The 20,004-nt window shown below is 64.1% G+C and carries 24 protein-coding genes, 1 tRNA gene and 2 rRNA genes; 12 read left to right on the forward strand and 15 right to left on the reverse strand.

From position 1 onward, the window contains the following. The 3 genes from AC58EF_RS00005 to AC58EF_RS00015 all read left to right on the forward strand — a co-directional run. A 23S ribosomal RNA gene (locus tag AC58EF_RS00005) occupies positions 1-175 on the forward strand; the annotation flags it as partial. A 226-nt stretch (positions 176-401) separates the two neighbouring features. Further along, positions 402-516 (forward strand): 5S ribosomal RNA (rrf, locus tag AC58EF_RS00010). Positions 517-587: 71 nt separating this feature from the next. Further along, positions 588-664, forward strand: a tRNA-Met gene (locus tag AC58EF_RS00015). A gap of 70 nt (positions 665-734) precedes the next feature. Here the strand turns inward: AC58EF_RS00015 and pgeF are convergent. Beyond that, positions 735-1,496 carry a peptidoglycan editing factor PgeF gene (gene pgeF / locus AC58EF_RS00020; protein ID WP_497274149.1) on the reverse strand — a complete coding sequence of 254 codons (762 nt, stop codon included), beginning with the start codon at positions 1,494-1,496 and terminating at the stop codon, positions 735-737. Positions 1,497-1,629: 133 nt separating this feature from the next. Here pgeF and AC58EF_RS00025 point away from each other — a divergent pair, with 133 nt between their 5' ends. Further along, positions 1,630-3,192: an amino acid permease gene (locus AC58EF_RS00025; RefSeq protein WP_497273615.1), complete on the forward strand. Its 1,563-nt coding sequence runs from the start codon at positions 1,630-1,632 to the stop codon at positions 3,190-3,192. Positions 3,193-3,238: 46 nt separating this feature from the next. On the opposite strand, the gene AC58EF_RS00030 is transcribed toward AC58EF_RS00025, so the two are convergent. Continuing rightward, complete coding sequence (locus AC58EF_RS00030) at positions 3,239-4,513, reverse strand: multidrug effflux MFS transporter (protein ID WP_497273616.1); 1,275 nt, start codon at positions 4,511-4,513, stop codon at positions 3,239-3,241. Between the two features lie 206 nt (positions 4,514-4,719). On the opposite strand from AC58EF_RS00030, the gene AC58EF_RS00035 reads away from it, so the two are divergent. Further along, positions 4,720-5,016: a hypothetical protein gene (locus AC58EF_RS00035; protein WP_497273617.1), complete on the forward strand. Its 297-nt coding sequence runs from the start codon at positions 4,720-4,722 to the stop codon at positions 5,014-5,016. A gap of 1 nt (position 5,017) precedes the next feature. Here AC58EF_RS00035 and AC58EF_RS00040 read toward each other — a convergent pair whose 3' ends face one another. The 5 genes from AC58EF_RS00040 to AC58EF_RS00060 form a co-directional block, all read right to left on the reverse strand. Next, entirely contained in the window at positions 5,018-6,151 is a 1,134-nt protein-coding gene (locus tag AC58EF_RS00040; RefSeq protein WP_497273618.1) for a GNAT family N-acetyltransferase, read from the reverse strand. Further along, a complete protein-coding gene (locus AC58EF_RS00045; RefSeq protein WP_497273619.1) occupies positions 6,144-6,779 on the reverse strand; it encodes a glycerophosphodiester phosphodiesterase family protein in 636 nt (211 codons plus the stop codon). The genes AC58EF_RS00040 and AC58EF_RS00045 overlap by 8 nt, the downstream gene beginning before the upstream one ends. Positions 6,780-6,888: 109 nt before the next feature. Continuing rightward, positions 6,889-7,353, reverse strand: coding sequence for a RidA family protein (locus AC58EF_RS00050; RefSeq protein WP_497273620.1), 465 nt, complete (start codon positions 7,351-7,353; stop codon positions 6,889-6,891). After that, positions 7,343-8,002, reverse strand: coding sequence for an HAD family hydrolase (locus AC58EF_RS00055; RefSeq protein WP_497273621.1), 660 nt, complete (start codon positions 8,000-8,002; stop codon positions 7,343-7,345). Before AC58EF_RS00055 ends, AC58EF_RS00050 begins: the two co-directional genes overlap by 11 nt. Continuing rightward, positions 7,999-8,286, reverse strand: coding sequence for a DUF3572 family protein (locus AC58EF_RS00060; RefSeq protein ID WP_497273622.1), 288 nt, complete (start codon positions 8,284-8,286; stop codon positions 7,999-8,001). The genes AC58EF_RS00055 and AC58EF_RS00060 overlap by 4 nt, the downstream gene beginning before the upstream one ends. A gap of 61 nt (positions 8,287-8,347) precedes the next feature. Here AC58EF_RS00060 and AC58EF_RS00065 point away from each other — a divergent pair, with 61 nt between their 5' ends. Then, entirely contained in the window at positions 8,348-8,710 is a 363-nt protein-coding gene (locus AC58EF_RS00065; protein WP_497273623.1) for a response regulator, read from the forward strand. Positions 8,711-8,856: 146 nt separating this feature from the next. Further along, positions 8,857-10,725 (forward strand): PhoX family protein, encoded by a 1,869-nt coding sequence (locus AC58EF_RS00070; RefSeq protein ID WP_497273624.1) that lies wholly within the window; start codon positions 8,857-8,859, stop codon positions 10,723-10,725. A gap of 175 nt (positions 10,726-10,900) precedes the next feature. On the opposite strand, the gene rpmG is transcribed toward AC58EF_RS00070, so the two are convergent. Further along, positions 10,901-11,068 (reverse strand): 50S ribosomal protein L33, encoded by a 168-nt coding sequence (rpmG, locus tag AC58EF_RS00075; RefSeq protein ID WP_021226203.1) that lies wholly within the window; start codon positions 11,066-11,068, stop codon positions 10,901-10,903. A gap of 188 nt (positions 11,069-11,256) precedes the next feature. On the opposite strand from rpmG, the gene AC58EF_RS00080 reads away from it, so the two are divergent. The 3 genes from AC58EF_RS00080 (at position 11,257) to AC58EF_RS00090 (ending at position 12,767) form a co-directional block, all read left to right on the forward strand. Continuing rightward, complete coding sequence (locus AC58EF_RS00080) at positions 11,257-11,583, forward strand: hypothetical protein (protein WP_497273625.1); 327 nt, start codon at positions 11,257-11,259, stop codon at positions 11,581-11,583. A gap of 15 nt (positions 11,584-11,598) precedes the next feature. Further along, positions 11,599-12,165 carry a TMEM165/GDT1 family protein gene (locus AC58EF_RS00085; protein ID WP_497273626.1) on the forward strand — a complete coding sequence of 189 codons (567 nt, stop codon included), beginning with the start codon at positions 11,599-11,601 and terminating at the stop codon, positions 12,163-12,165. Between the two features lie 110 nt (positions 12,166-12,275). Then, entirely contained in the window at positions 12,276-12,767 is a 492-nt protein-coding gene (locus tag AC58EF_RS00090) for a Dps family protein (RefSeq protein WP_497273627.1), read from the forward strand. Between the two features lie 160 nt (positions 12,768-12,927). Here the strand turns inward: AC58EF_RS00090 and AC58EF_RS00095 are convergent, their stop codons facing one another. The 6 genes from AC58EF_RS00095 to AC58EF_RS00120 all read right to left on the reverse strand — a co-directional run bounded on the left by AC58EF_RS00095 (position 12,928) and on the right by AC58EF_RS00120 (position 17,794). Then, entirely contained in the window at positions 12,928-13,398 is a 471-nt protein-coding gene (locus AC58EF_RS00095) for a GreA/GreB family elongation factor (protein ID WP_497273628.1), read from the reverse strand. Then, complete coding sequence (locus AC58EF_RS00100) at positions 13,395-13,706, reverse strand: DUF6968 family protein (protein ID WP_497273629.1); 312 nt, start codon at positions 13,704-13,706, stop codon at positions 13,395-13,397. The genes AC58EF_RS00095 and AC58EF_RS00100 overlap by 4 nt, the downstream gene beginning before the upstream one ends. Beyond that, complete coding sequence (cobT, locus tag AC58EF_RS00105) at positions 13,696-15,522, reverse strand: cobaltochelatase subunit CobT (protein ID WP_497273630.1); 1,827 nt, start codon at positions 15,520-15,522, stop codon at positions 13,696-13,698. The genes AC58EF_RS00100 and cobT overlap by 11 nt, the downstream gene beginning before the upstream one ends. Continuing rightward, on the reverse strand, positions 15,519-15,941 hold the full coding sequence (locus tag AC58EF_RS00110) for an OsmC family protein (RefSeq protein WP_497273631.1): 423 nt from the start codon (positions 15,939-15,941) through the stop codon (positions 15,519-15,521). The genes cobT and AC58EF_RS00110 overlap by 4 nt, the downstream gene beginning before the upstream one ends. 35 nt (positions 15,942-15,976) lie before the next feature. Then, the gene (gene cobS, locus AC58EF_RS00115) at positions 15,977-16,984 is read right to left on the reverse strand and encodes a cobaltochelatase subunit CobS (protein WP_497273632.1); all 1,008 of its coding nucleotides are present in this window, start codon (positions 16,982-16,984) and stop codon (positions 15,977-15,979) included. A 192-nt stretch (positions 16,985-17,176) separates the two neighbouring features. Further along, positions 17,177-17,794 (reverse strand): J domain-containing protein, encoded by a 618-nt coding sequence (locus tag AC58EF_RS00120; protein ID WP_497273633.1) that lies wholly within the window; start codon positions 17,792-17,794, stop codon positions 17,177-17,179. 45 nt (positions 17,795-17,839) lie between these two features. Here AC58EF_RS00120 and AC58EF_RS00125 point away from each other — a divergent pair, with 45 nt between their 5' ends. Both AC58EF_RS00125 and AC58EF_RS00130 read left to right on the forward strand, forming a co-directional pair. Further along, complete coding sequence (locus AC58EF_RS00125) at positions 17,840-18,127, forward strand: BolA family protein (protein WP_497274151.1); 288 nt, start codon at positions 17,840-17,842, stop codon at positions 18,125-18,127. Beyond that, a complete protein-coding gene (locus AC58EF_RS00130) occupies positions 18,127-19,032 on the forward strand; it encodes a pirin family protein (protein ID WP_497273634.1) in 906 nt (301 codons plus the stop codon). Before AC58EF_RS00125 ends, AC58EF_RS00130 begins: the two co-directional genes overlap by 1 nt. 9 nt (positions 19,033-19,041) lie before the next feature. Here the strand turns inward: AC58EF_RS00130 and AC58EF_RS00135 are convergent, their stop codons facing one another. After that, on the reverse strand, positions 19,042-19,884 hold the full coding sequence (locus tag AC58EF_RS00135) for a zinc-ribbon domain-containing protein (RefSeq protein WP_497273635.1): 843 nt from the start codon (positions 19,882-19,884) through the stop codon (positions 19,042-19,044). Between the last annotated feature and the right edge of the window lie 120 nt (positions 19,885-20,004).

The raw sequence follows: 20,004 nt of genomic DNA on the forward strand, positions 1-20,004 counted from the left end.
GGCGCAGCAGGGTAGCTATGCATGGACGGGATAACCGCTGAAAGCATCTAAGCGGGAAGCCTCCCTCAAGATAAGATTTCATCGAGCCGTCGTAGACCACGACGTTGATAGGTCGGATGTGGAAGTGCGGTAACGCATGGAGCTAACCGATCCTAATTGCTCTGTTCGCGCTTAAACGGTTCTCACTCGAGAACCGCAGAGTCCCACCATCAACGACAGCCTTGAAAAACCTGTCGAAACATGGCGGTCGTTAAGCCAGCCAAGATATATCCAAACAGTTGTTTTGCTGACACATTTTCCAAGTAAAATGCGTCCGTAACAGTTGTTTTCCAGCGCATTTTTCAAGTAAAATGCGCATGTGCACGGACATCGATTTACCCAACAAAGCGCCAGCTCCATTGCTTGGTGACCATAGCGTCAGTGACCCACCCGATCCCATCCCGAACTCGGCCGTGAAACCTGTCTGCGCCGATGGTACTGTGGCTCAAGCCCCGGAAGAGTAGGGCGTCGCCAGGCATTGAAGCTCGCGCTCTGTTGCAAAAAAAACCCATTCGCAAACACGCTTCCATACAGAAGCGGCATATTGGCGCGGGGTGGAGCAGCCCGGTAGCTCGTCAGGCTCATAACCTGAAGGTCGTAGGTTCAAATCCTACCCCCGCAACCAACATCGATTTCAGCAATACCCGCCCTTCCAGGCGGGTTTTTTATTGCCCGCGCCATGCGCTCGCCCGCTCTCATGCCGGCAGGCCGATCATCGAGATCTGACGGCCATAGCCCGGTTCGCCCAGATGACAGGACCGGCGATAGCTGAAGAAGCGGTCTGGCTGGCCATATGTATCCTCGTCCAGCATCTCCACGCGCCCGACGCCGGCCACCGCCAAACGGGACGCGACATAACCTGCTATGTCGAACTGCAGATGGCCGGGCCGGCCTATCGAAAAGAAACGCACATTCTCCCCATCCGCTTCCTCGAAGGGGTGTGCGAAAGCTTCCGTCACCTCATAAGAAGACCGTCCGATGCATGGACCGATCGCGCAGGCCATCCGGTCGCGCCGTGCGCCCAGGCTTTCCATTGCTGTCAGCGTCGCATCGGTCACACCGCCAATCGCGCCCTTCCAGCCCGCATGAGCGGCTCCGACGACTCCGGCTTCAGCATCGGCAAACAGCACCGGCACGCAATCGGCCGTCAATATGCCAAGCAACAGGCCCGGCCGATCCGTAACCAGCGCATCCGCGTACGGTCGTTCTTCTTCGGCAAAGGCCTGCGTCACCGTCACCGCATCTGCCGAATGGATCTGCCGCACCGTTACAAGTTTGGCATCGGCCAGCACCGCATCGCGCGCCAGGTCGCGGTTGCGCAATATGGCGGCGCGATCGTCGTCCGACCCCAGCCCGACATTGAGCCCGGCGTAAAGGCCAGTCGACTCGCCGCCCTTCCGCCCGGCAAAACCGTGCGGCATAGTCCCGAGCATCCGCGCCTTGAGCAGTTCGACCACGCCGATCCTTTCCACTTTCATGTCATCGCCGCGCAACATACTTGCGCGCGCCGGATTAGGCGATAGTCTCCTCCTCCCATAAGCAAAAGGGGTGCGTCCGGTGGCGTGCCGGGCTAAGGGAATAGAGGTCTTCATGATATTCGGGCGCGTAAAGCCTCTCGACGCCATTTTGGCGACGGCGGAGAAGAAATCGCTGCATCGTTCGCTGGGGGCGTTCCAGCTGACCATGCTGGGCATCGGCGCCGTGATCGGCACCGGCATTTTCGTGCTGACGGCCGAAGCCGCGCAAAAGGCGGGACCGGGCATGATGCTGTCCTTCGTCATCGCCGGTTTCGTTTGCGCGGTCGCCGCGCTCTGCTATGCCGAAATGGCCGCCATGGTGCCCGTTTCGGGTTCCGCCTATACCTATAGCTATGCCGTGATGGGCGAACTCATCGCCTGGATGGTCGGCTGGGCACTGATCCTGGAATATGCGGTGGCCGCCGGCGCCGTGTCGGTGGGCTGGTCCGGCTATGTCGTCGGTCTCATCGAACATACGTTCCACCTTGACATACCCGATCTGCTGACGCGCGGGCCGTTCGATGGCGGCATGGTCAACCTGCCGGCGATGCTGATCGCGTCGCTCGTCACCTGGCTGCTGGTGATCGGCACCAAGGAGAGTGCCACGGTCAATGCCGTTCTGGTCGCGATCAAGGTGTCGGCGCTTACGCTCTTCATCATCCTGTCGCTGCCGGTGATGAACATGAAGGGCTTCACACCCTTCGCTCCGCTCGGCTTCTCGGGCATTTCAGCGGCCGCCGCTTCGATCTTCTTCGCCTATGTCGGCTTCGACGCGGTTTCGACCGCGGCGGAGGAAACGAAGAATCCCCAGCGCAACATGCCGATCGGCCTGATCGGCTCGCTGGGCATCTGCACCATCTTCTACATGCTGGTCGCCGCCGGCGTCATCGGCACGGTCGGCGCCCAGCCGGTCTATGGCCCGGCTGGCGAAGCGCTCGCACCCGGCTCGACCGCCCTATCGCAGCAGTGCGCCGCGCTCGCCGCTGCCGGCACCGAAGCCGTCACCTGCTCGAAGGAGGCGTTGGCCTGGACGCTGCGCGAAATCGGCTGGCCGCAGATCGGCAATCTGCTAGGCCTTGCCGCCGGCCTCGCGCTGCCGTCGGTCATCCTGATGATGATGTTCGGCCAGACCCGCATCTTCTTCGTCATGAGCCGCGACGGCCTGCTGCCCGCGATGTTCTCGAAGGTGCATCCGACCTACAGGACGCCGCACGTCATCACCATCCTGACCGGCATCTTCGTCGCTTTGTTCGCCGCCTTTTTCCCGGTCGGCATATTGGCGGACATTTCCAACTCGGGCACCCTTTTCGCCTTCGCAGCCGTGTCGATCGCGGTGATGGTGCTGCGCAGGACCGATGCGGGCCGCGCCCGTCCGTTCCGCACCCCGGCGGTGAACATCACGGCGCCGATCGCGATCGCTGGCTGCGCCTATCTCTTCTGGAGCCTGGGCGTCGAAACCAAGCTGATGTTCGTCGGTTGGGCGACTGTCGGTCTCGTTGTCTATTTCGCCTATAGCCGCAGTCGCAGCCATGTCGGCCGTGGCGTGGTGGATGTGGCGGAGGAAGCGCCGGGCATCCCGCCGCAGCCGGTGCCGCCGCTCCCCGGCGCCCACACGCCGGGCGGGCAGGACGCATGAACCACGAAGGGGGCGGGAAACCGCCCCTTTTTCATGTCCCGTTCGCTCAGTGGATCGCGTCGAAATCGGCCTCACGCAGCGCCCCATGATGGGGCCGGGTGAAGAGTTTGCCGCGCTCCGCCCAGATCAGGATCAGGAAGGCCAACGCGCCGCACACCAGAAGCCCTACTGTCAAAGGAAGCGTCGTGCCGTTAAAGGCCCGACCGACAATGCTGCCGAGCGCGCTCGACAGGGCCGTCGTCAGAAAAGCCTGGAAGGAGGAGGCGATACCCGCGCCCCTGGAAAAGGGCTCCATCGAAATGGCGCTGAAATTGGAGCCGGTGAAGGCGATGGTCAGCATCGTCATCGCCTGGAGCAGCATGAATGTGACGATCGTTTCCCGGCCCGCCAGGATCACAAGCAAATGGATCAGGGCGATAGCGATGAAGACCAGCAGCGCGCCCTGGCTTAACCGTCGCGCGCCGAAACGCGAGACGAGCCGGCTGTTGACCAGGCTGCCCACGCCCATCGATCCGGCGATCAAGGCAAAGGCGATCGGGAAAAAGGCCTGGGCCTGAAACACGTCGAAGAAGATCTGCTGGATCGACAGGATGAAGCCGATGAGACCGCCCATCACCACGCCGCTCGCCAGCATATAGCCGATCGAACTGCGCGTGCGCATGATCGTGCCGATGGTGCCGAGCAGGGCGCGCGGCGTGATTCGCATTCGGTTTTCGGGCTTCAGTGTTTCAGGCATACGCAGCGCCATCCATAGCAGGATCAGACCGGCCTGGATGGTGAGCGCCCAGAAGATCCAGCGCCACGGCGCAATCCACAATATGGCTTGGCCGAAGCTGGGCGCCATCACCGGGATCAGCATGAAGACTGCGAAGATCAGCGACATGACCCGCGCCATGGCGTCGCCTTTGAAGCGGTCGCGCACGATGCCGACGGTGACGACCCTGCTCGCCCCGGCGAAGAAACCCGCGCAGACCCGGCTGACCAGCAGCATGGCGAAGCTGGACGCCGCAGCGCAGGCGGCGGACGAGATGATGAACAGCAGCATCGAGCAGCCCAGCACCTGCTTGCGACCGAATCGGTCGGACAGCACACCGAACAGGAGCGATCCCATTCCCAGGCCGACAAAATAGAGGCTGATGATCAATTGCCGGTCGTTGGGATGCGGGATCGCAAGGTCATGGCTGATCGCCGGCAGCGCGGGCAGCATCGGATCGGTCGACAGCGCGTTCATCGCCATCAGGCAGGCGCACAGCAGCACGAACTCGCGGAAGCCGATATCCTTGGCAGGCTGATGAGTGGCAGGAGAGGTGGTTCGGGACATGCTGGGCCTATGCGGACTATGGCGTGGCGATACCAGCCCTTATCGCCTCGAAGCCAGCCATCGGGGGGGTGATGCCGTCGCGGCGGTCCGAGAAATACATCCCTACCACGATGTTAACCATTTTTTATCGCCTGCCGGGCCAAGCTGCATCCCATGAAAAACCAAAGGGTCATCCATTGAGTTAGTCGGGAACAGGGATCGATATCATGGGCAACGGCATCAAGAGCGCACAATTTCTGATGGAGGCCCGCCTGTCGCGGGCGGCGGGTGGATCGGCGGAAGACTGTTTTGACCTGGGCGTAGCCTATAGCTGCGGTATCGGCGACCTGCCGATCGACCTGGTCGAAGCGCATAAATGGTTCAATCTTGCCGCGCTGCGCGGCAGTGAGGAAGGCCAGTCCCTACGTGCCGAGATTGCCGGGGAAATGACCGCGCGCGAGATTGCCGAGGCCCAGCGCCAGGCCCGCGCCATCCTCGCCGCGACGCAGTTGCGCGCGGCCTGAGCTAACCGCCTTTCCGGAATGGCGTCCGCTCGGCCAGCCATTGCCGGTCGCGTTGCACATCGATTCGTTCGGCGGACAGAAAGTTGGCCACAGCGCGCCTGAAACCGGAATTGGGTATATAATGCGCCGACCAGGTCGGCTCGGGCGCATAGCCCCGCGCCAGCTTGTGCCCGCCCTGCGCCCCGGCCTCCACCCTGTGCAAGCCCCGCGCGATGGCGATGTCGATCGCCTGATAATAGCATAGCTCGAAATGCAAGTTGGGGACGTCTTCGGAGCATCCCCAATAGCGGCCGTAAAGCGTGTCCGCGCCGATCAGGTTGAGCGCGCCCGCGATCGGCCGTCCATCGCGCAGCGCCAGCATCAGCAGCACCCGATCCGCCATCGTCTCGCCCAGGATCGAGAAGAAGGCGCGGGTCAGATAGGGCCGTCCCCATTTGCGTGCGCCGGTGTCCTGATAGAAATCCCAGAAGATATCCCAATGCGCTTCGGTCAGGTCGCCGCCGGTAATGTGAATGATTTCCAACCCCTCCACCGCGCGCCGCCGCTCCTTGCGGATATTTTTGCGCTTCTCGCTGGAAAGGTCGGCGAGGAAATCTTCGAAACTGCCATAGGCATGGTTGGTCCAGTGGAACTGGCTGTCCTCGCGGATCAGCCAGCCCGCGGCTTCGAACAGCGGCACCTGCTTCGGATCGACAAAGGTCGCATGGGCCGAAGACAGGCCGTTGCGCTTCACCAGCGTCTCGATCCCCGCAATCAGTGCGGGTGCCGTATCGGTATCGCGCAGCAGCAACCGAGGACCGGGAACGGGAGAAAAGGGAGCGGCGATCTGGATCTTGGGATAATAGCGCCCGCCCGCCCGTTCCCAGGCGTCGGCCCAGCCATGGTCGAACACATATTCGCCCTGGCTGTGACTCTTGGCATAGAGCGGCGCGGCGGCGGCGATCCGCCCATCGGCATCGTCGATCACCAGGGGCAGGGGTTGCCAGCCGCTCGTTTCCCCCACGCTCCCCGATCGTTCCAGCGCTACCAAGAAATCCCAGCAGACGAAGGGATTGTCCGTTCCTGCGCAGGCGTTCCATTCCTCCCTGGGCAGGTCGGCCACGCCCGCCGCGATCCGCGCAACCACCTCAGTCACGCGGGCGCTCGAAGATGATCTGGTCGGCATGGCGCGCCGCGCGGGTGCGCTCTTCCGCGCTGCGCACGGTCCATGTCAGCACGGGCAGGCCCCGTCGGCGGGCATGGGTGGCAAAGGGAGATGGCAGGTCGCGAATGTCACAGGCCAGAAAATCGGGTTTTGCCAGCCAAAGTGCAAGGGCGCGCTCGATTCTCCCGCGCAACGGAGCCTTGCCCTGCTGCGTTACCACCAGTCCGCGCACCTGCCGGGGCTGATGACGCGCGAACCAGCGCATCGCGTGCGGGTTGAAGGACATGACGGCTACCGGCGCGGCCGACCGGCCAGTCAGTTCGCGGGCAACCGCGCTGCACAGGTCCGCGACATGGCGGCCGTCCGCCTTGATCTCGATGAGCAGTGGCACCGTATCGTCGCAGCGCGCCAACAATGAGGAAAGGCGAGGAATTTGGTCGCCATCCGGCAGAGCGATGCCGTCAAGCGCGACGCTTTCCAGCGCCGTGACCGCTTCGGCCCTCCCCGTCATCCGCGTCAGATCGGCGTCGTGAAAGACGAAGGCTACGCCGTCCCGGCTCGCTCGCACATCGCATTCGATCCCGAATCCGCCGGCGATGGCGGCGTCGAACGCCGCCATGCCATTTTCGCTCGCCCCCGGCCCATGCGGTCGGCCCCCGTGCAACCCACGGTGGGCGAAGGGGCAAGCCGTCAGAAAATCAGGCTTCCGGCCGGACGCGAGCAAATCGTCAGGCCTGCGGCCTGACAAGGACAACCGCGTCGATTTCGACCACCGCGCCCAGCGGCAGCGCCGGCACGCCCACGGCGCTGCGGGCATGTTTGCCGGCATCGCCGAAGACTTCGACCATCAGTTCGGATGCGCCATTGGCGACCTTGGGCTGGTCGGTGAAGGTCGGCGCGCTGGTGATGAAGGCGCCCAACTTCACGATCCGCTCGACCCGGTCGAGGCTGCCCAGCGCCGCTTTCATCTGCGCGATGAGGTTGAGGCCGCACATCCGTGCGGCGGCAATGCCATAATCCAGATCCCGGTCTTCGCCGAGGCGGCCGGTCATCAGCCCGTCGGGGGCCAGCGCGATCTGCCCGCTGATATGCAGAAGGCCGTTGGCCTCCACCGTCGGCACATAGGCGGCGACCGGCGCGGCGGCCTGAGGCAGAGTGATGCCGAGTTCGGCGAGGCGGGCGTCAATGCTCATGCTGTGGCTCCATCATGGGAAGAGTAGAGGGGGCGGGACCATCGGCCAGCCGCGCCGCGATCCAGTGCTCGGCCTGCGCCCAATCGTCGATCCGGGCATGGGCATGGGCGGCGGCGGGAACGCCGGGCGCTATTTCCGGCTCGCCGACCATGTGCAGCCGCCAGATGCCGGGCGCATGTTCCGCGGCCGACGCATGATGCTCGGCCAGATCGTCGATGAACAGGGCGACGCTCGGCTGCCGCTCGGCGAGGATGCGGGCGATCGGACGGCCCTTGCCGCCCTGATTCCATTGCACCGGGAGGTCGAGACCGTGGGCGGCCAGTTGCTCGACTCGCGCGCAATGATGCCGCTCGCCGATATTGGTCAGCACCATGACGTCGGCGATCCGCGACAGCCGCCCCAGTGCCGCCACCGCGCCGACGATCGGTGCCTGCCGGTGCATTTCCGTATCGAAAAACGCGACGAGGAGCGACCAGACCAGTTCGCGCTCCAGCACGATGCCGCTGTCCTTGTGCCGCAACGCCTCGCCGAAATGGCGGTCATACATGTCGAAATGCACGTCATGCGTCTCATCCAGCCACTGGCGGAAGGGCACGACCATGTGCAGCAGCACTTCGTCGCAGTCGGTGATGATCAAGGGGCGGGTCATCGGCTCAGGCTCTCCTGCGCCGCGATCAGCGCGGCGGGGCTGGTGTCGATCGCCGCGGCGCAGGCGATCAGGTCGGGCTCATGGTCCGCCAGAAAGCCAAGCACGGCGCCCAAAATGGCGGGATTGTCCACGCCCGCGCGCAATGCGTCCGCGTCCAGCCCGGTCAGCGCCAGCAGCCGGTCCGCCCGCGTCGCGTCGGCCAATGTCCATCCCAGCGCCAGCAATGCCAGCATGGCGGGATCTTTGCTGCTATCCGGCTTGCGATTCGGGCTGTCGGGTCGCATGATAAGCCTTTGGCGGGGAAGCGATCGGGGGCTCGCTTCACAGGTGAATTGCGGGTGACTGGTGGCAAAGCGCGTGCTCGTTGTCGAGGACAACGAACTCAATCTCAAACTTTTTTGCGATCTGCTGCGTGCCCATGGGCATGAAGTGCTCCCGTTGCGCGACGGCCGGGATGTGCTGGCCCAGGCGCGCGACTTCCTGCCCGACCTGGTCATCACCGACATTCATCTGCCCCATGTCAGTGGCTATGACCTCATTCTTTCACTGAAGGCCGACGAGCGGCTGTCATCCGTGCCGATCATGGCGGTCACCGCCTATGCCGGAAAGGGCGATGAGGAACGGATACGGGGCGCCGGCGCGGACGCCTATGTGTCGAAGCCGATCTCGGTTCTCCGCTTTATCGAACAGGTGAACGCGCTGCTGTAACAGACGCGAAAGTTTCGTCACAGGTTTGTCATTACGCTTTCATCGCAATGACTTCGTTTGGAAGGGGTGGCGTCATGTCGTTCTGCCACCCCCCTGCGCCAAGGCGCGGCGCCCTGCCGACAGCCTGATCACAGGGGTAGTAATCCATGTCTCACCTGACCGACGAGGCGCGCGCGCTCTATCGCGACGCGCAGCCCACCATCGAACTTGGCGACAATAGCCTGGAAGCGATCGTTGCCGCCAATCCCGCGCGCCGCACCGTTCTGAAAAACGGCCTGCTGGGCCTGTCGATCCTGCCCATGCTGGGTGCGCTCGCCGCCTGCGACGATGACGATGATTCGAGCAGCCCGACGCCGACCCCGACGCCGACCCCCACTCCGACGCCGACCGACAGCTATGCGGTCAACTTCGCAGCGGTCGCCGCCAACCAGAACGACACCGTCACCGTACCGACGGGCTACACCGTCGACGTGCTGCTCAAGGCGGGCGATTCGATCGAGGCTGGCACGCCCTATTCGGGCAGCTATCCGACCCCGGCGGATGCCGAAAAATGGGCCGGCGGCAATCATGACGGCATGGAATTTTTCGAACTGTCGGGCGTCGACGCCAACAGCGGCGGCCTGCTGGCGATCAATTTCGAATATCCCGACTTCAACATCCTGATGTCGGGCAGCTACAACGCTGCTACGGCGACCGCGGACCAGAAGGCGCTGGCGCTGTCGGCGGTCGGCATCGGCGTCGTCGAGATCGCTAAGGGCACCGACGGCAAATGGGCGGTCAAGGCCGGATCGCGCTTCAACAAGCGCTATACCGGCAACAGCAGCTACAAGGCGAGCGGCCCGGCGTCGGGCCTGCTGTCGGGCACGATCAAGGGTATGCTGAACAACTGCTCGTCTGGCCGTACCCCTTGGGGCACCTACCTCACCTGCGAGGAGTCGACCGACAATTATCTCGATCCGACCCAGCCGGACGAAAATTATGGCTGGGTGGTCGAAATCGACCCTTACCAGGAACTGGCCGCCCCCACCAAGCGCACCGCGCTCGGCCGCTTTGACCATGAAAACACCGCCTTTATGGCCAACAGCGACCGTCGCGTCGCCTTTTACATGGGCCATGACGGCACGCCGGGCTGCATCTACAAATTCGTGTGTGAACGGGCCTACAACGCCAGCAACCGCGCGGCGAACACCGACATGCTCGACCATGGCACGCTCTACGTCGCCCGCTTCAACGCGGACGGCACCGGCGAATGGCGGGCGATGGTGCATGGCCAGAATGGCCTGACCGTCGGCGCTTCCGATCCGGGCAATACCAGCCAGAGCACCACGCCGCTGACGCCGACCACGGTCGACTTCAACAATCAGGCCGAAGTGCTGGTGAACACCATCTCCGCCGCGCGGGTGGCCGGCGGCACGGTCATGGACCGTCCGGAATGGATCACGGTCGCGCCCGACAACAGCGCCATCTTCGTGACGCTGACCAACAACAGCGGCCGCCGCGTCACCGACGCCGCCAATCCGCGCGTCACCAACCTGCATGGTCACATCATCAAGTTCAAGGAAGACGGCAATTCGCCGCTCGCCATGAAGTTCACCTGGGAAATCTTCCTGCAGGCGGGCGATCCGAACCTCGCTCCAGGCGGCGCCAACCTGGTCGGCGATATCAAGGGCGACACCTTCTCCAGCCCTGACGGCATCCGCATCGACCCCAAGGGTCGCCTGTGGGTTCAGACCGACCATAGCGTGCCCGGCAATTCGGGCCTCTCCGGCACCACGATCGACCAGGCCTTCGGCCATAATGCGATGTTCTACATCGACCAGACCACCAAGCAGTCGAAGCGCTTCCTGGTCGGCCCGCTGGGCTGCGAGATCACCGGCCTTGCCTATACGCCGGACCTCAAGACCTTCTTCGTCAACATCCAGCATCCCACGGGCAACTGGCCGGTGTCGGGCCAGCAGCCGCGGTCCTCGACCATCGTCGTGCGCCGCACCGACGCTCAGCCGGTCGGAAACTGATGATGAAGTCCCCCCTCCCGCCTGCGGGAGGGGGGACAAGGGGCCATGCGCGCGCATGGCCTCTGCTTCGCAAAGGAAGCCGGCGACAGCAAAAGGCCCGTTCCTTGCGGGACGGGCCTTTTACTTGTTCCGAAAGCCGGATGATCAGGCGCGCGGGCGCACGGCCCGCAGCGGCTTACTTGATCTTGGCTTCCTTGAACTCGACATGCTTGCGCGCGACCGGGTCATATTTGCGGAAGCTCAGCTTCTCGGTCTTGGTGCGCGGGTTCTTCTTGGTGACGTAGAAGAAGCCAGTGTCAGCCGAGCTGACGAGGCGGATCTTGACAGTTGCCGGCTTGGCCATGGCCCTATTCCCTGGTCTTAAATAGCGTAAAAAATAAAGCGGCTCGCCATAGGTGAGTGGCGGACCGCCCGTTTCAGCGGTCGCCCATGGGCCAGATTCGGCTTCCTGTCAAGACTTGGCCCAGGCTTTACGCGCCTTTAACCCTCCTATGCCTAAGCTTCGCCTATCACGGAAAGGAGGGATTCTCCATGCGGCACGATCCGATTTCAGCCATTTTGACCGACCTTCTGCACAGGGTCGACGGGCTGGCGGGGCAGCGCGGCCATGTTTCCGTCCTGCGTCTGCATGACGAGGTCGACAAGATTCGTCATATCGCTCGCGCCTTCCATCTCGACGCCGTGGAAAATCTCGCGGGCACGCTCGAATCGGCCCTATCGCTCCATGGCCTTGGCCCAGTGGTCCTGTCCTATCTGGATTTGTTGCGGGATGCGATCGGCGCCGAAATGCCAGCCAGGGCGATTCTGCCGATGCGTCCATATACGGCGTCGGCCGCGACCGTCCCGTTCCGCGCCTGAGATCGCCCGGCGCCGATGGACGCCCTGCTGATCGCCCTGCTCGGTTGCCTGCTCGGCGAAATCGGCGACAAGAGCCAGTTGCTCGTTCTCGCGCTCGCCGCGCGTTACAATCGCGACGGCGCGGTGATCGCCGGGATCATCGTCGCCGCCATCGCCAATGCCGCCATCTCCGCCGCCGCGGGGGCATGGATCGGTCCGATGCTGGGCGCCGACGCGCGACTGCTCTTCCTGGCGCTCGCCATTCTCTTCCTCGGCGCAGGCCTGCTCTGGCGCGTCGCGCCGCCCGACCCGCTCGACGGCTGGCCGACCGGCGCCTTCCTCACCACCGCTCTTGGCCTCTTCATTCTGGGTTTCGGCGACGGCCCGCAATTTCTGATCCTGGGGATAGCCGTCCGCACCGCAGAGCCGGTGCTGGCGGGCATTGGCGGGGCGATCGGCATGATCGTCGCGCTGGTGCCTGTCGTGCTGCTCCGCGCCCGGCTGCTCGCGGTGCTGCCGCTGCGGGCGATCCGCTGGACCGGCGGCGCGCTGCTGCTCGTCACCGGCGCGATCATGGCGCTTTCCGCCACGGGCCTGCTCTGATCGAGCGCTTTCATCATCCTGATCGGGATTTCCGCCACGAAAAAATGGCACCATCTTGCCGCGCGACCATTATATGTCCGAAACCAGTTTCCCGAACAGGAGGACATTGCATGACTGCTCCCGATTTGAAGACCCCGACCGACCTCAAGAGCAACGCGACCAAGTCGGTCGCCGATGCGCTCAACGGTGCACTGGCGGACAGCTATGCCCTCTATCTCAAGACTAAGAATTTCCACTGGCATGTGTCCGGCCCGCATTTCCGCGACTATCATCTGATGTTCGACGAGCAGGCGACCGAGATTTTGGCCGTGACCGACCTGATCGCCGAGCGGGTGCGCAAGACCGGCAATGAGACGCTGCGATCGATCGGCGACATCGCCCGCCGCCAGACGGTCAAGGATAATGACGCCGATTTCGTCAACCCGGCTGACATGCTGAAGGAATTGCGCGACGATAATCTAGCGCTGGTCGAAACCTTCCGCGCGGTGAAGGCGGCGGCTACCGAAGCGGGCGACAATGCGACCGAAGGCATTGTCGACGACTGGACCGACCAGGCCGAACAGCGCGCCTGGTTCCTGTTCGAGGCGGCGCGCGGCGCCTGATTCGCGTTTTTGACCAAGGAAAAAGCCTGCCGGTGCAAACTGGTGAGCTTTTCCTTATGTCAAAACGTCCGTTCGTTTCGAGCGAAGTCGAGAAACATGAGGATTGTCCCAGCCGCTTCTCGACTAGGCTCGAAGCGAACGGGGCATGGGGCGATGAAGATCAATTCTCGCTGACGACCACAATCGCCACTATCTCCACCGCCTCGACCTTCCCGGCAAAATCGACCGTCTCGCCGACTTCCGCGTCCATCATCGCGCGGGCGAGAGGGGAGGAGAAGCTGATCCGTCCTTCATGCGGATCGGCCTCGTCATCGCCGACGATCGCGATCGTCCTTTCCTGCCTGTTCAGCCGGTAAGTCAGGCGCGTCCCGAAGGCGACCGCCTCGCCATCGGCCGCCGGTCGCAATTCCGCCGTCGCCAGCCGCGTGCGCCAGTAGCGCAGCTCGCGCTTGTGCTTCTTGGCCCTTTCCTCGTCCTGTCCGGTGGTATCGACGGATTCCAGCGCCTCGACCTTCTCGCGCGTCAGCCGCAATCCGCGCGCCGTCACCCAATTGGGACCGGGCGGGATCGGAAGCTTGAATTTCGGCTCCATATGCTCATCGTCGCTCTCGCGACGGAAGGCGACGCTCATTCGTCAAACTCGAAGGCCGGTGGCAAATCGAAGTCCGTTCCATCGAGATAGGTCAATTCGCCGCGCTTGTAGTAATCGCTCTCACGCAATTCGGTATGAACAACCTGCATGGCGAGTAAGAGTGCCTGAACCATGTCGATGCCATGAGCGTGTCTGCCCTTGGTTTTCTCCGGCCAGTCAATCTCATACCGACATTTATATTCGCCGGTTGGATTCTGAATAGGCTTGAAGAAGCGCACCATCATAGGCTGTCCAGCACATACCAATGCCCGTTCGACGAAAACCGTCGGCGCGCCGTCAGTCTTCATCGAACAGTCCGGCCAGCTGTTCCACCATCGTTCCGCCCAGTTGCTCGGCGTCCATGATGGTGACGGCGCGGCGATAATAGCGGGTGACGTCATGGCCGATGCCGATCGCCACCAGTTGCACCGGCGACCGGTTCTCGATCCAGTCGATCACCTGCCGCAAATGCCGCTCCAGATAGGTGCCGCTGTTCACCGACAGGGTGGAATCGTCCACCGGCGCGCCGTCGGAAATCACCATCAGGATGCGCCTTTCCTCCGGCCGCGCGATCAGCCGCGCGTGCGCCCAGAGCAGCGCTTCGCCATCGATATTCTCCTTGAGCAGCCCCTCGCGCATCATCAGGCCCAGATTCTTGCGCGCCCGGCGCCACGGATCGTCGGCCTTCTTGTAGACGATATGGCGCAGGTCGTTGAGCCGCCCCGGCATAGGCGGACGCCCGGCGGCGAGCCATTCCTCGCGCGCTTGCCCGCCCTTCCACGCCCGCGTGGTGAAGCCCAATATCTCGGTTTTCACCCCGCAGCGCTCCAGCGTGCGCGCCATGATGTCGGCGCTGATCGCGGCGATGCTGATCGGTCGCCCGCGCATCGATCCACTATTGTCGATCAGCAGCGTGACGACGGTATCGCGAAACTCGGTGTCCCGCTCGATCTTGTAGGACAGCGAGCGCGTCGGATCGATCACGATCCGCGCCAGCCGCGCCGCGTCGAGCAGCCCTTCCTCCTGGTCGAAGTCCCAACTGCGCGACTGCTGCGCCATCAGCCGTCGCTGCAAGCGGTTGGCGAGTTTGGTGACGGCACCCTGCAAGCTCACCAATTGCTGGTCGAGGAAGCCACGCAGCCGCACCAGCTCATCCTCGTCGCACAGCTCCTCGGGGCTGACGATCTCGTCATATTTGACGGTGTAGGGCTTGTAGTCGAAGCCGGGCGGCAGATCGGACATCGGCCGGTTGGGCCGGACCGGCATCATGCCTTCTTCGCCCATATCGCCCGCGCCTTCGTCGCTGTCGGCGTCGAACTCGTCGCTATAGTCGGTTTCGCCTTCCTCGGTCTCGCCGCCCTTGTCCTCGGCGCGCGCCTCGGCGTTCATGTCGCTGTCGCCGGCTTCGTCCTGGCCGCTGTCGCCTTCCTCCTGCTGCTCTTCCTCGTCCTCGCCCTCATCCTGCGATTCGGGTTCGTCGGTGTCGGGCGGCACATCGGCGTCGATCAGCTGGAGATGCTCCAGCATGGCGGTCGTCAGCTTCTGAAAGGCGCGCTGGTCGTCGATCGCCAGCGCCAGCGCATCCAGATCGCTCCCGGCCTTGTCCTCGATCCACTGGTCGACCATGGCGACGCCCGGCGCGGCGTCCTTGGGGATGGCCTGCCCCGTCAGCCGCTCGCGCACCTTGAGCGCCAGCGCGGTCGACAGCGGCACTTCGTCGGCGGATCGCGCCCGGCGGATCGCGTCGGACTTCAGCCGCAGGTCGAGCGCATGGTTGAGGTTGGCGCGCACCCCTTCCATCGCCCGCGCGCCGATCGCCTCGACCCGCGCCTGCTCGACCGCGTCGAACACGGCGCGCGCCACGGCTTCACCCGGCGCGGAACCGGCATGGACCTTGGCATTGTGATGGCGCAGCTTCAGTGCATAGGCGTCGGCGAAACCGCGCGCCAGCGCGACCTGATCGGCGGGCAAGGCGCGGCCGGGCGTGGGCACTTTGATCGCCTTGCCGGCGGCATGGGGCGTATCGGCGGAAAAGCCGACCTCCACTTCCGCATCTCGCGTGATCGCGCGCGCGGCGCCGGACAGCACATCCTTGAAGGCGTCGATGGGGGACCGCTCGCTCACGGCCGCTCCGGTTCGCCCACTTGGCGAACCGCGATCGTCTCGATCTGCGTCTCGACCTCGCTCATCAGCTTGTGGACCGGGCATTTGGCGGCGACAGCGATCAGCCTGTCATGCTGCTCGTCGGTCATCGGGCCGGTCAGCGCAATGCGTGTGGTCAGCCGGTAGACACCCTTGCGCTCTTCGCTGGCGTCGCGAACCACGCCGACATGGATATTCTCGACCGGGATACCGTTGCGCTGCGCATACCAGAGCATGGTCATGGCCTTGCACGCGCCCAGGGCGGAATCATACAGGTCGTGGGGGTCCGGTCCGGCATCATGGCCGTCGGGTGCCGACATATCGGCAACAATCTCATGGCCCCGGATGCTGATCCGGTGCGCGGTGCCGCCATTGGGGTCGATCCGTTCGACGACGATCATGCTTTGTCTCCCTGCCGTCGGTGCAGGGCGAACGTTCAGTTCGCCCGGCTCGCCACGCTTTCGGGAAGATCCTTCCCGAACACGCGCTGATAATATTCGGCGACCAGCGCCCGTTCCGCCTCATCGCACTTGTTGAGGAAGCTCAAACGGAAAGCGAAGCCGACATTCTTGAAGATCAGTGCATTCTGCGCCCAGCTGATCACGGTGCGGGGCGACATGACGGTCGAGATGTCGCCGTTGACGAAGCCCTGGCGGGTCAGTTCCGCCACCTTGATCATATTCTCGACTTCCTTGCGGCCGCCCTCATGGTCATATTCGCCCGACTTGGCCAGCACCACCTGCGCCTCGGTCGCGGCGGGGAGGTAGTTGAGCGCCACCACCAGGTTCCAGCGGTCCATCTGGCCCTGGTTGATCTGCTGTGTGCCATGATAAAGGCCGGTCGTGTCGCCCAGACCCACCGTGTTGGCGGTCGCGAACAGGCGGAAATGCGGGTTCGGCCGGATGACGCGATTTTGGTCGAGCAAGGTCATCTTGCCGTCCGTCTCCAGCACGCGCTGGATCACGAACATCACGTCCGGGCGGCCGGCGTCATATTCGTCGAACACCAGCGCGACTGGCCGCTGCAACGACCAGGGGAGCAGGCCTTCGCGGAATTCCGTCACCTGCTGCCCGTCCTTGAGGACGATGGCGTCGCGACCGACCAGATCGATACGGCTAATATGCGCGTCCAGGTTGATGCGGATGCACGGCCATTTCAGGCGCGCCGCCACCTGTTCGATATGGCTCGACTTGCCGGTGCCATGATAGCCCTGCACCATGACGCGGCGATTATGGGCGAAGCCCGCCAGGATCGCCAGCGTGGTGTCCGGGTCGAACACATAGGCGGGGTCGAGGTCGGGCACGCGCTCATCGGCCTGCGAAAAGGCGGGAATCCTCATGTCGACGTCGATGCCGAAGACTTCGCGTGCGTCCACCTCCCGGTCGGGCGCTTCCAGCAGCGTTTCGGATCGGGTGTCGGGCTGGACGTTCGAAATCTCGGTCATCGGGTCATCAACTTTCTGCGATTCATTCTCGCCCTAACCCAATAGCGAAGGGCGTGTCGATAGAGTGGGGCCTGTGCCTGCGACGATCAAGCCGCCCATTCCGCCAAATTGGCATCCTTGCCGATCAGCGCAAACCCACGGGCAGGCGCGCTGCTCCCATGAACGATCAACCCTTCCCGGATGCGCGCGACGTCAGGCGAAGGCCTCCGCCTTGCGCAAATGCGTATAAGCCTCGATCACGCCTTGCAACCTGCCTTCATGGCTGCGGTCGCCGCCATTATGGTCGGGGTGATAGCGGCGCAGCAATTCAGTGTAGCGGCTGCGCAAGGCCTTGCGGTCCGCATCGATCGGCAGTTCCATGATCGCCATCTGCCGGCGGTCCTCATGGGACAGGAACTTCCCGTCCTGTCGCATCTCATTGTCGGCCCGCGCCTTGGCGACCCGTTCCCTGAATTTCGCTCCGATTGCGTCAAGCGGATCGGCGAAATCGGCCCAGCGCGGTGGCGAGCTCGCAGCGTTGGAGGAGAAGGCGCGCGTCTCCCGTTCCCAGCCCGCATAGGGGCGCTGCGCGGCGGCGATTTCCTCCGGGCTCATGCCGGTGAAGAAATTATAACCCTGGTTGAAGGCGCGCACATGATCCAGGCACAGCCAGCGCCAGCGCGGGCCGTCCTGGTTCGACCGCTGGCCTTCCATCGGCGGCGCGCGGAACTCGCCCGGCTCCCGGCAGCCCGGAACAGCGCAGGGGCGGTCGCTTTCCACACGGCCATGGAAACGATTGAAACGTCGGGTCGAGAAAGGATCGCTGCTCAAGATCGTCCTGATGGAATGACTGACAAAGCAGCCTATATAGGGCGCATGACCACCGACCTCAAAGGCCCCGTTGCCATCGAAATCGAGGCGCGCCTGCGCGCCGCCCTGAACCCGGAGCATCTCGCCGTCATCGACGACAGCGAAAAGCATCGCGGCCATGCCGGCCATGACGGTTCGGGCGAGAGCCATTTCACGGTGGAGGTGGTGTCGGACCGCTTCACCGGCCAGAATCGCGTCGCGCGCCAGCGGCTGATCAACGCCGCGCTGGCCGACTTGCTGCGCGACAAGGTCCACGCCCTCGCGGTCAAGGCGCGCGCGCCCGGTGAAGCCTGATGACGCCCGACGATTTCATCATCCAGACGATCACGCCCACCACCCATGATCTGGGCGACTTCAAGGTGCATCGTTCGCTGCCGGTGAAGGGGCGCACAATGGTCGGCCCCTTCATCTTCTTCGATCAGGCCGGGCCGGCGCGGATCGCGCCGGGGCAGGGCATAGACGTGCGGCCGCACCCGCACATCAATCTCGCGACCGTCACCTATATGTATGAAGGCGCTTTCATGCACCGGGATTCGCTCGGTACCGAGCAGTTGATCGAGCCGGGCGCGGTCAATCTGATGACGGCGGGCAAGGGCATCGTCCATTCGGAGCGCTCGCCCGAGGAAGATCGCGCCAGGGCGTCCAAACTGTCCGCCATCCAGACCTGGCTGGCCTTGCCCGACCGGTTCGAGGAGATGGACCCGGCCTTCGAGCATGTCGGCGAAGGCGGCTTGCCGGTGATCGAGGACGGGGCGGCGCGCGCGCGCGTCATCATGGGATCGCTCTGGGGCGAAACCTCGCCCGTCACCACCTATGCCCAGACTATCTATGCCGATATCCAGCTGGCGCCCGGCGGCCGACTCGCCATCGATCCGTCGGCGGACGAGCGCGCGCTGTATGTTTCGGGCGGGGACGCCGCGCTCGACGGGGTGCTGCTCGCGCCGCAGACGCTCTACGTCCTGCGCCCCGGCACATCCGCCACCTTGATGAGCGTCGATGGCGGACGCATCGTGCTGTGCGGCGGGGAAGCCTTCACCTCGCCGCGCCATGTCTGGTGGAATTTCGTGTCCTCGACTCAGGATCGGTTGATGCAGGCGCGCGAGGATTGGGACGCCATGCGCTTCCCCCTCATTCCCGGCGACGATCAGGAATTTATTCCCATCCCGCAGGGGCGGCCCAAGACGGTCAGCTACCCCTGACCGATCGGGTTACTGCACGAAGGTCAGCGAAAGATTTTCGGCATTTTTCGGAATGTCGATCCGGCTTTCGTTGATCGAGGCTTCCTCGCCAGGCTTCAGCCGCGTCTTGTCGGCCTTGGTAGTCCAGCTGAACACCAGCCGGTTCTGCCGGTCGCGCAGCTGCACCAGCACGGGCGGCACGGGCAGCGCCTGGGCGCCGCTGTTCACGATCCGCGCGCCGAAGGCGAAATATTCCTCGCCCGTCGGCAGTTTGCGGCGCTCGGCCGGCTTGGACAGGTAGAAAAGCAGGTCGGGATCACCCTCTTCGGGAACGATGCCCATCGCCACCATCCAGCTCGGCGGCCCGAAATAATAGAGCGCCCCGCCCGCGGCGGCGACCATCAGGAAGAAACCGCCCGCCGCCCAGGTCCAGAGTTTGAGCATGTTGCGCCGCGGCTTGACCGGCACGGGCGCCGAAAAGGGGCTTTCCTCGGTCGGATCGGTCGGCGCGCCGGCATAGATGTCGTCGAAGCGATAATCGGGCGTCGCGATTTCCGCTTGAGGCACGGTTTCCGGCGCCACCGGTTCGGGAATCTCGCCGGATTGAACCGGGGCTTCCGGCTCCGGTTCAGGAACAGGGGCCTTGGACACCACCGGTTCCGGCGGCGGGGGAGGCGGCGGTGGTGCGGGCGCCTCGACAGGAGCGCTCACCGGTGCGGCCGCGACGGATACCTCTTCGCGTGCCGGCAGAGTGGTCGGTTCCTGGAACCAGCTATGCCTGCAGGCGGCGCAGCGGACCTGGCGGCCATTGGAGCCTACGGCGCTGTCGGGCACGACATAGCGGGTCGCGCAATTGGGGCACACCAGGATCATTTCGCTTCATAGGCATGGCAGGGACTCGCGCGCAAGCGGCAACAGCAGGGGCGCGACTCGCGTGATCGCGCGGCGCGGGCTTTACGGCGGCCCGCCGCCTGTGCCATGGCTGCGGCTTCG

Source organism: Sphingobium sp. WR1 (assembly GCF_059693745.1).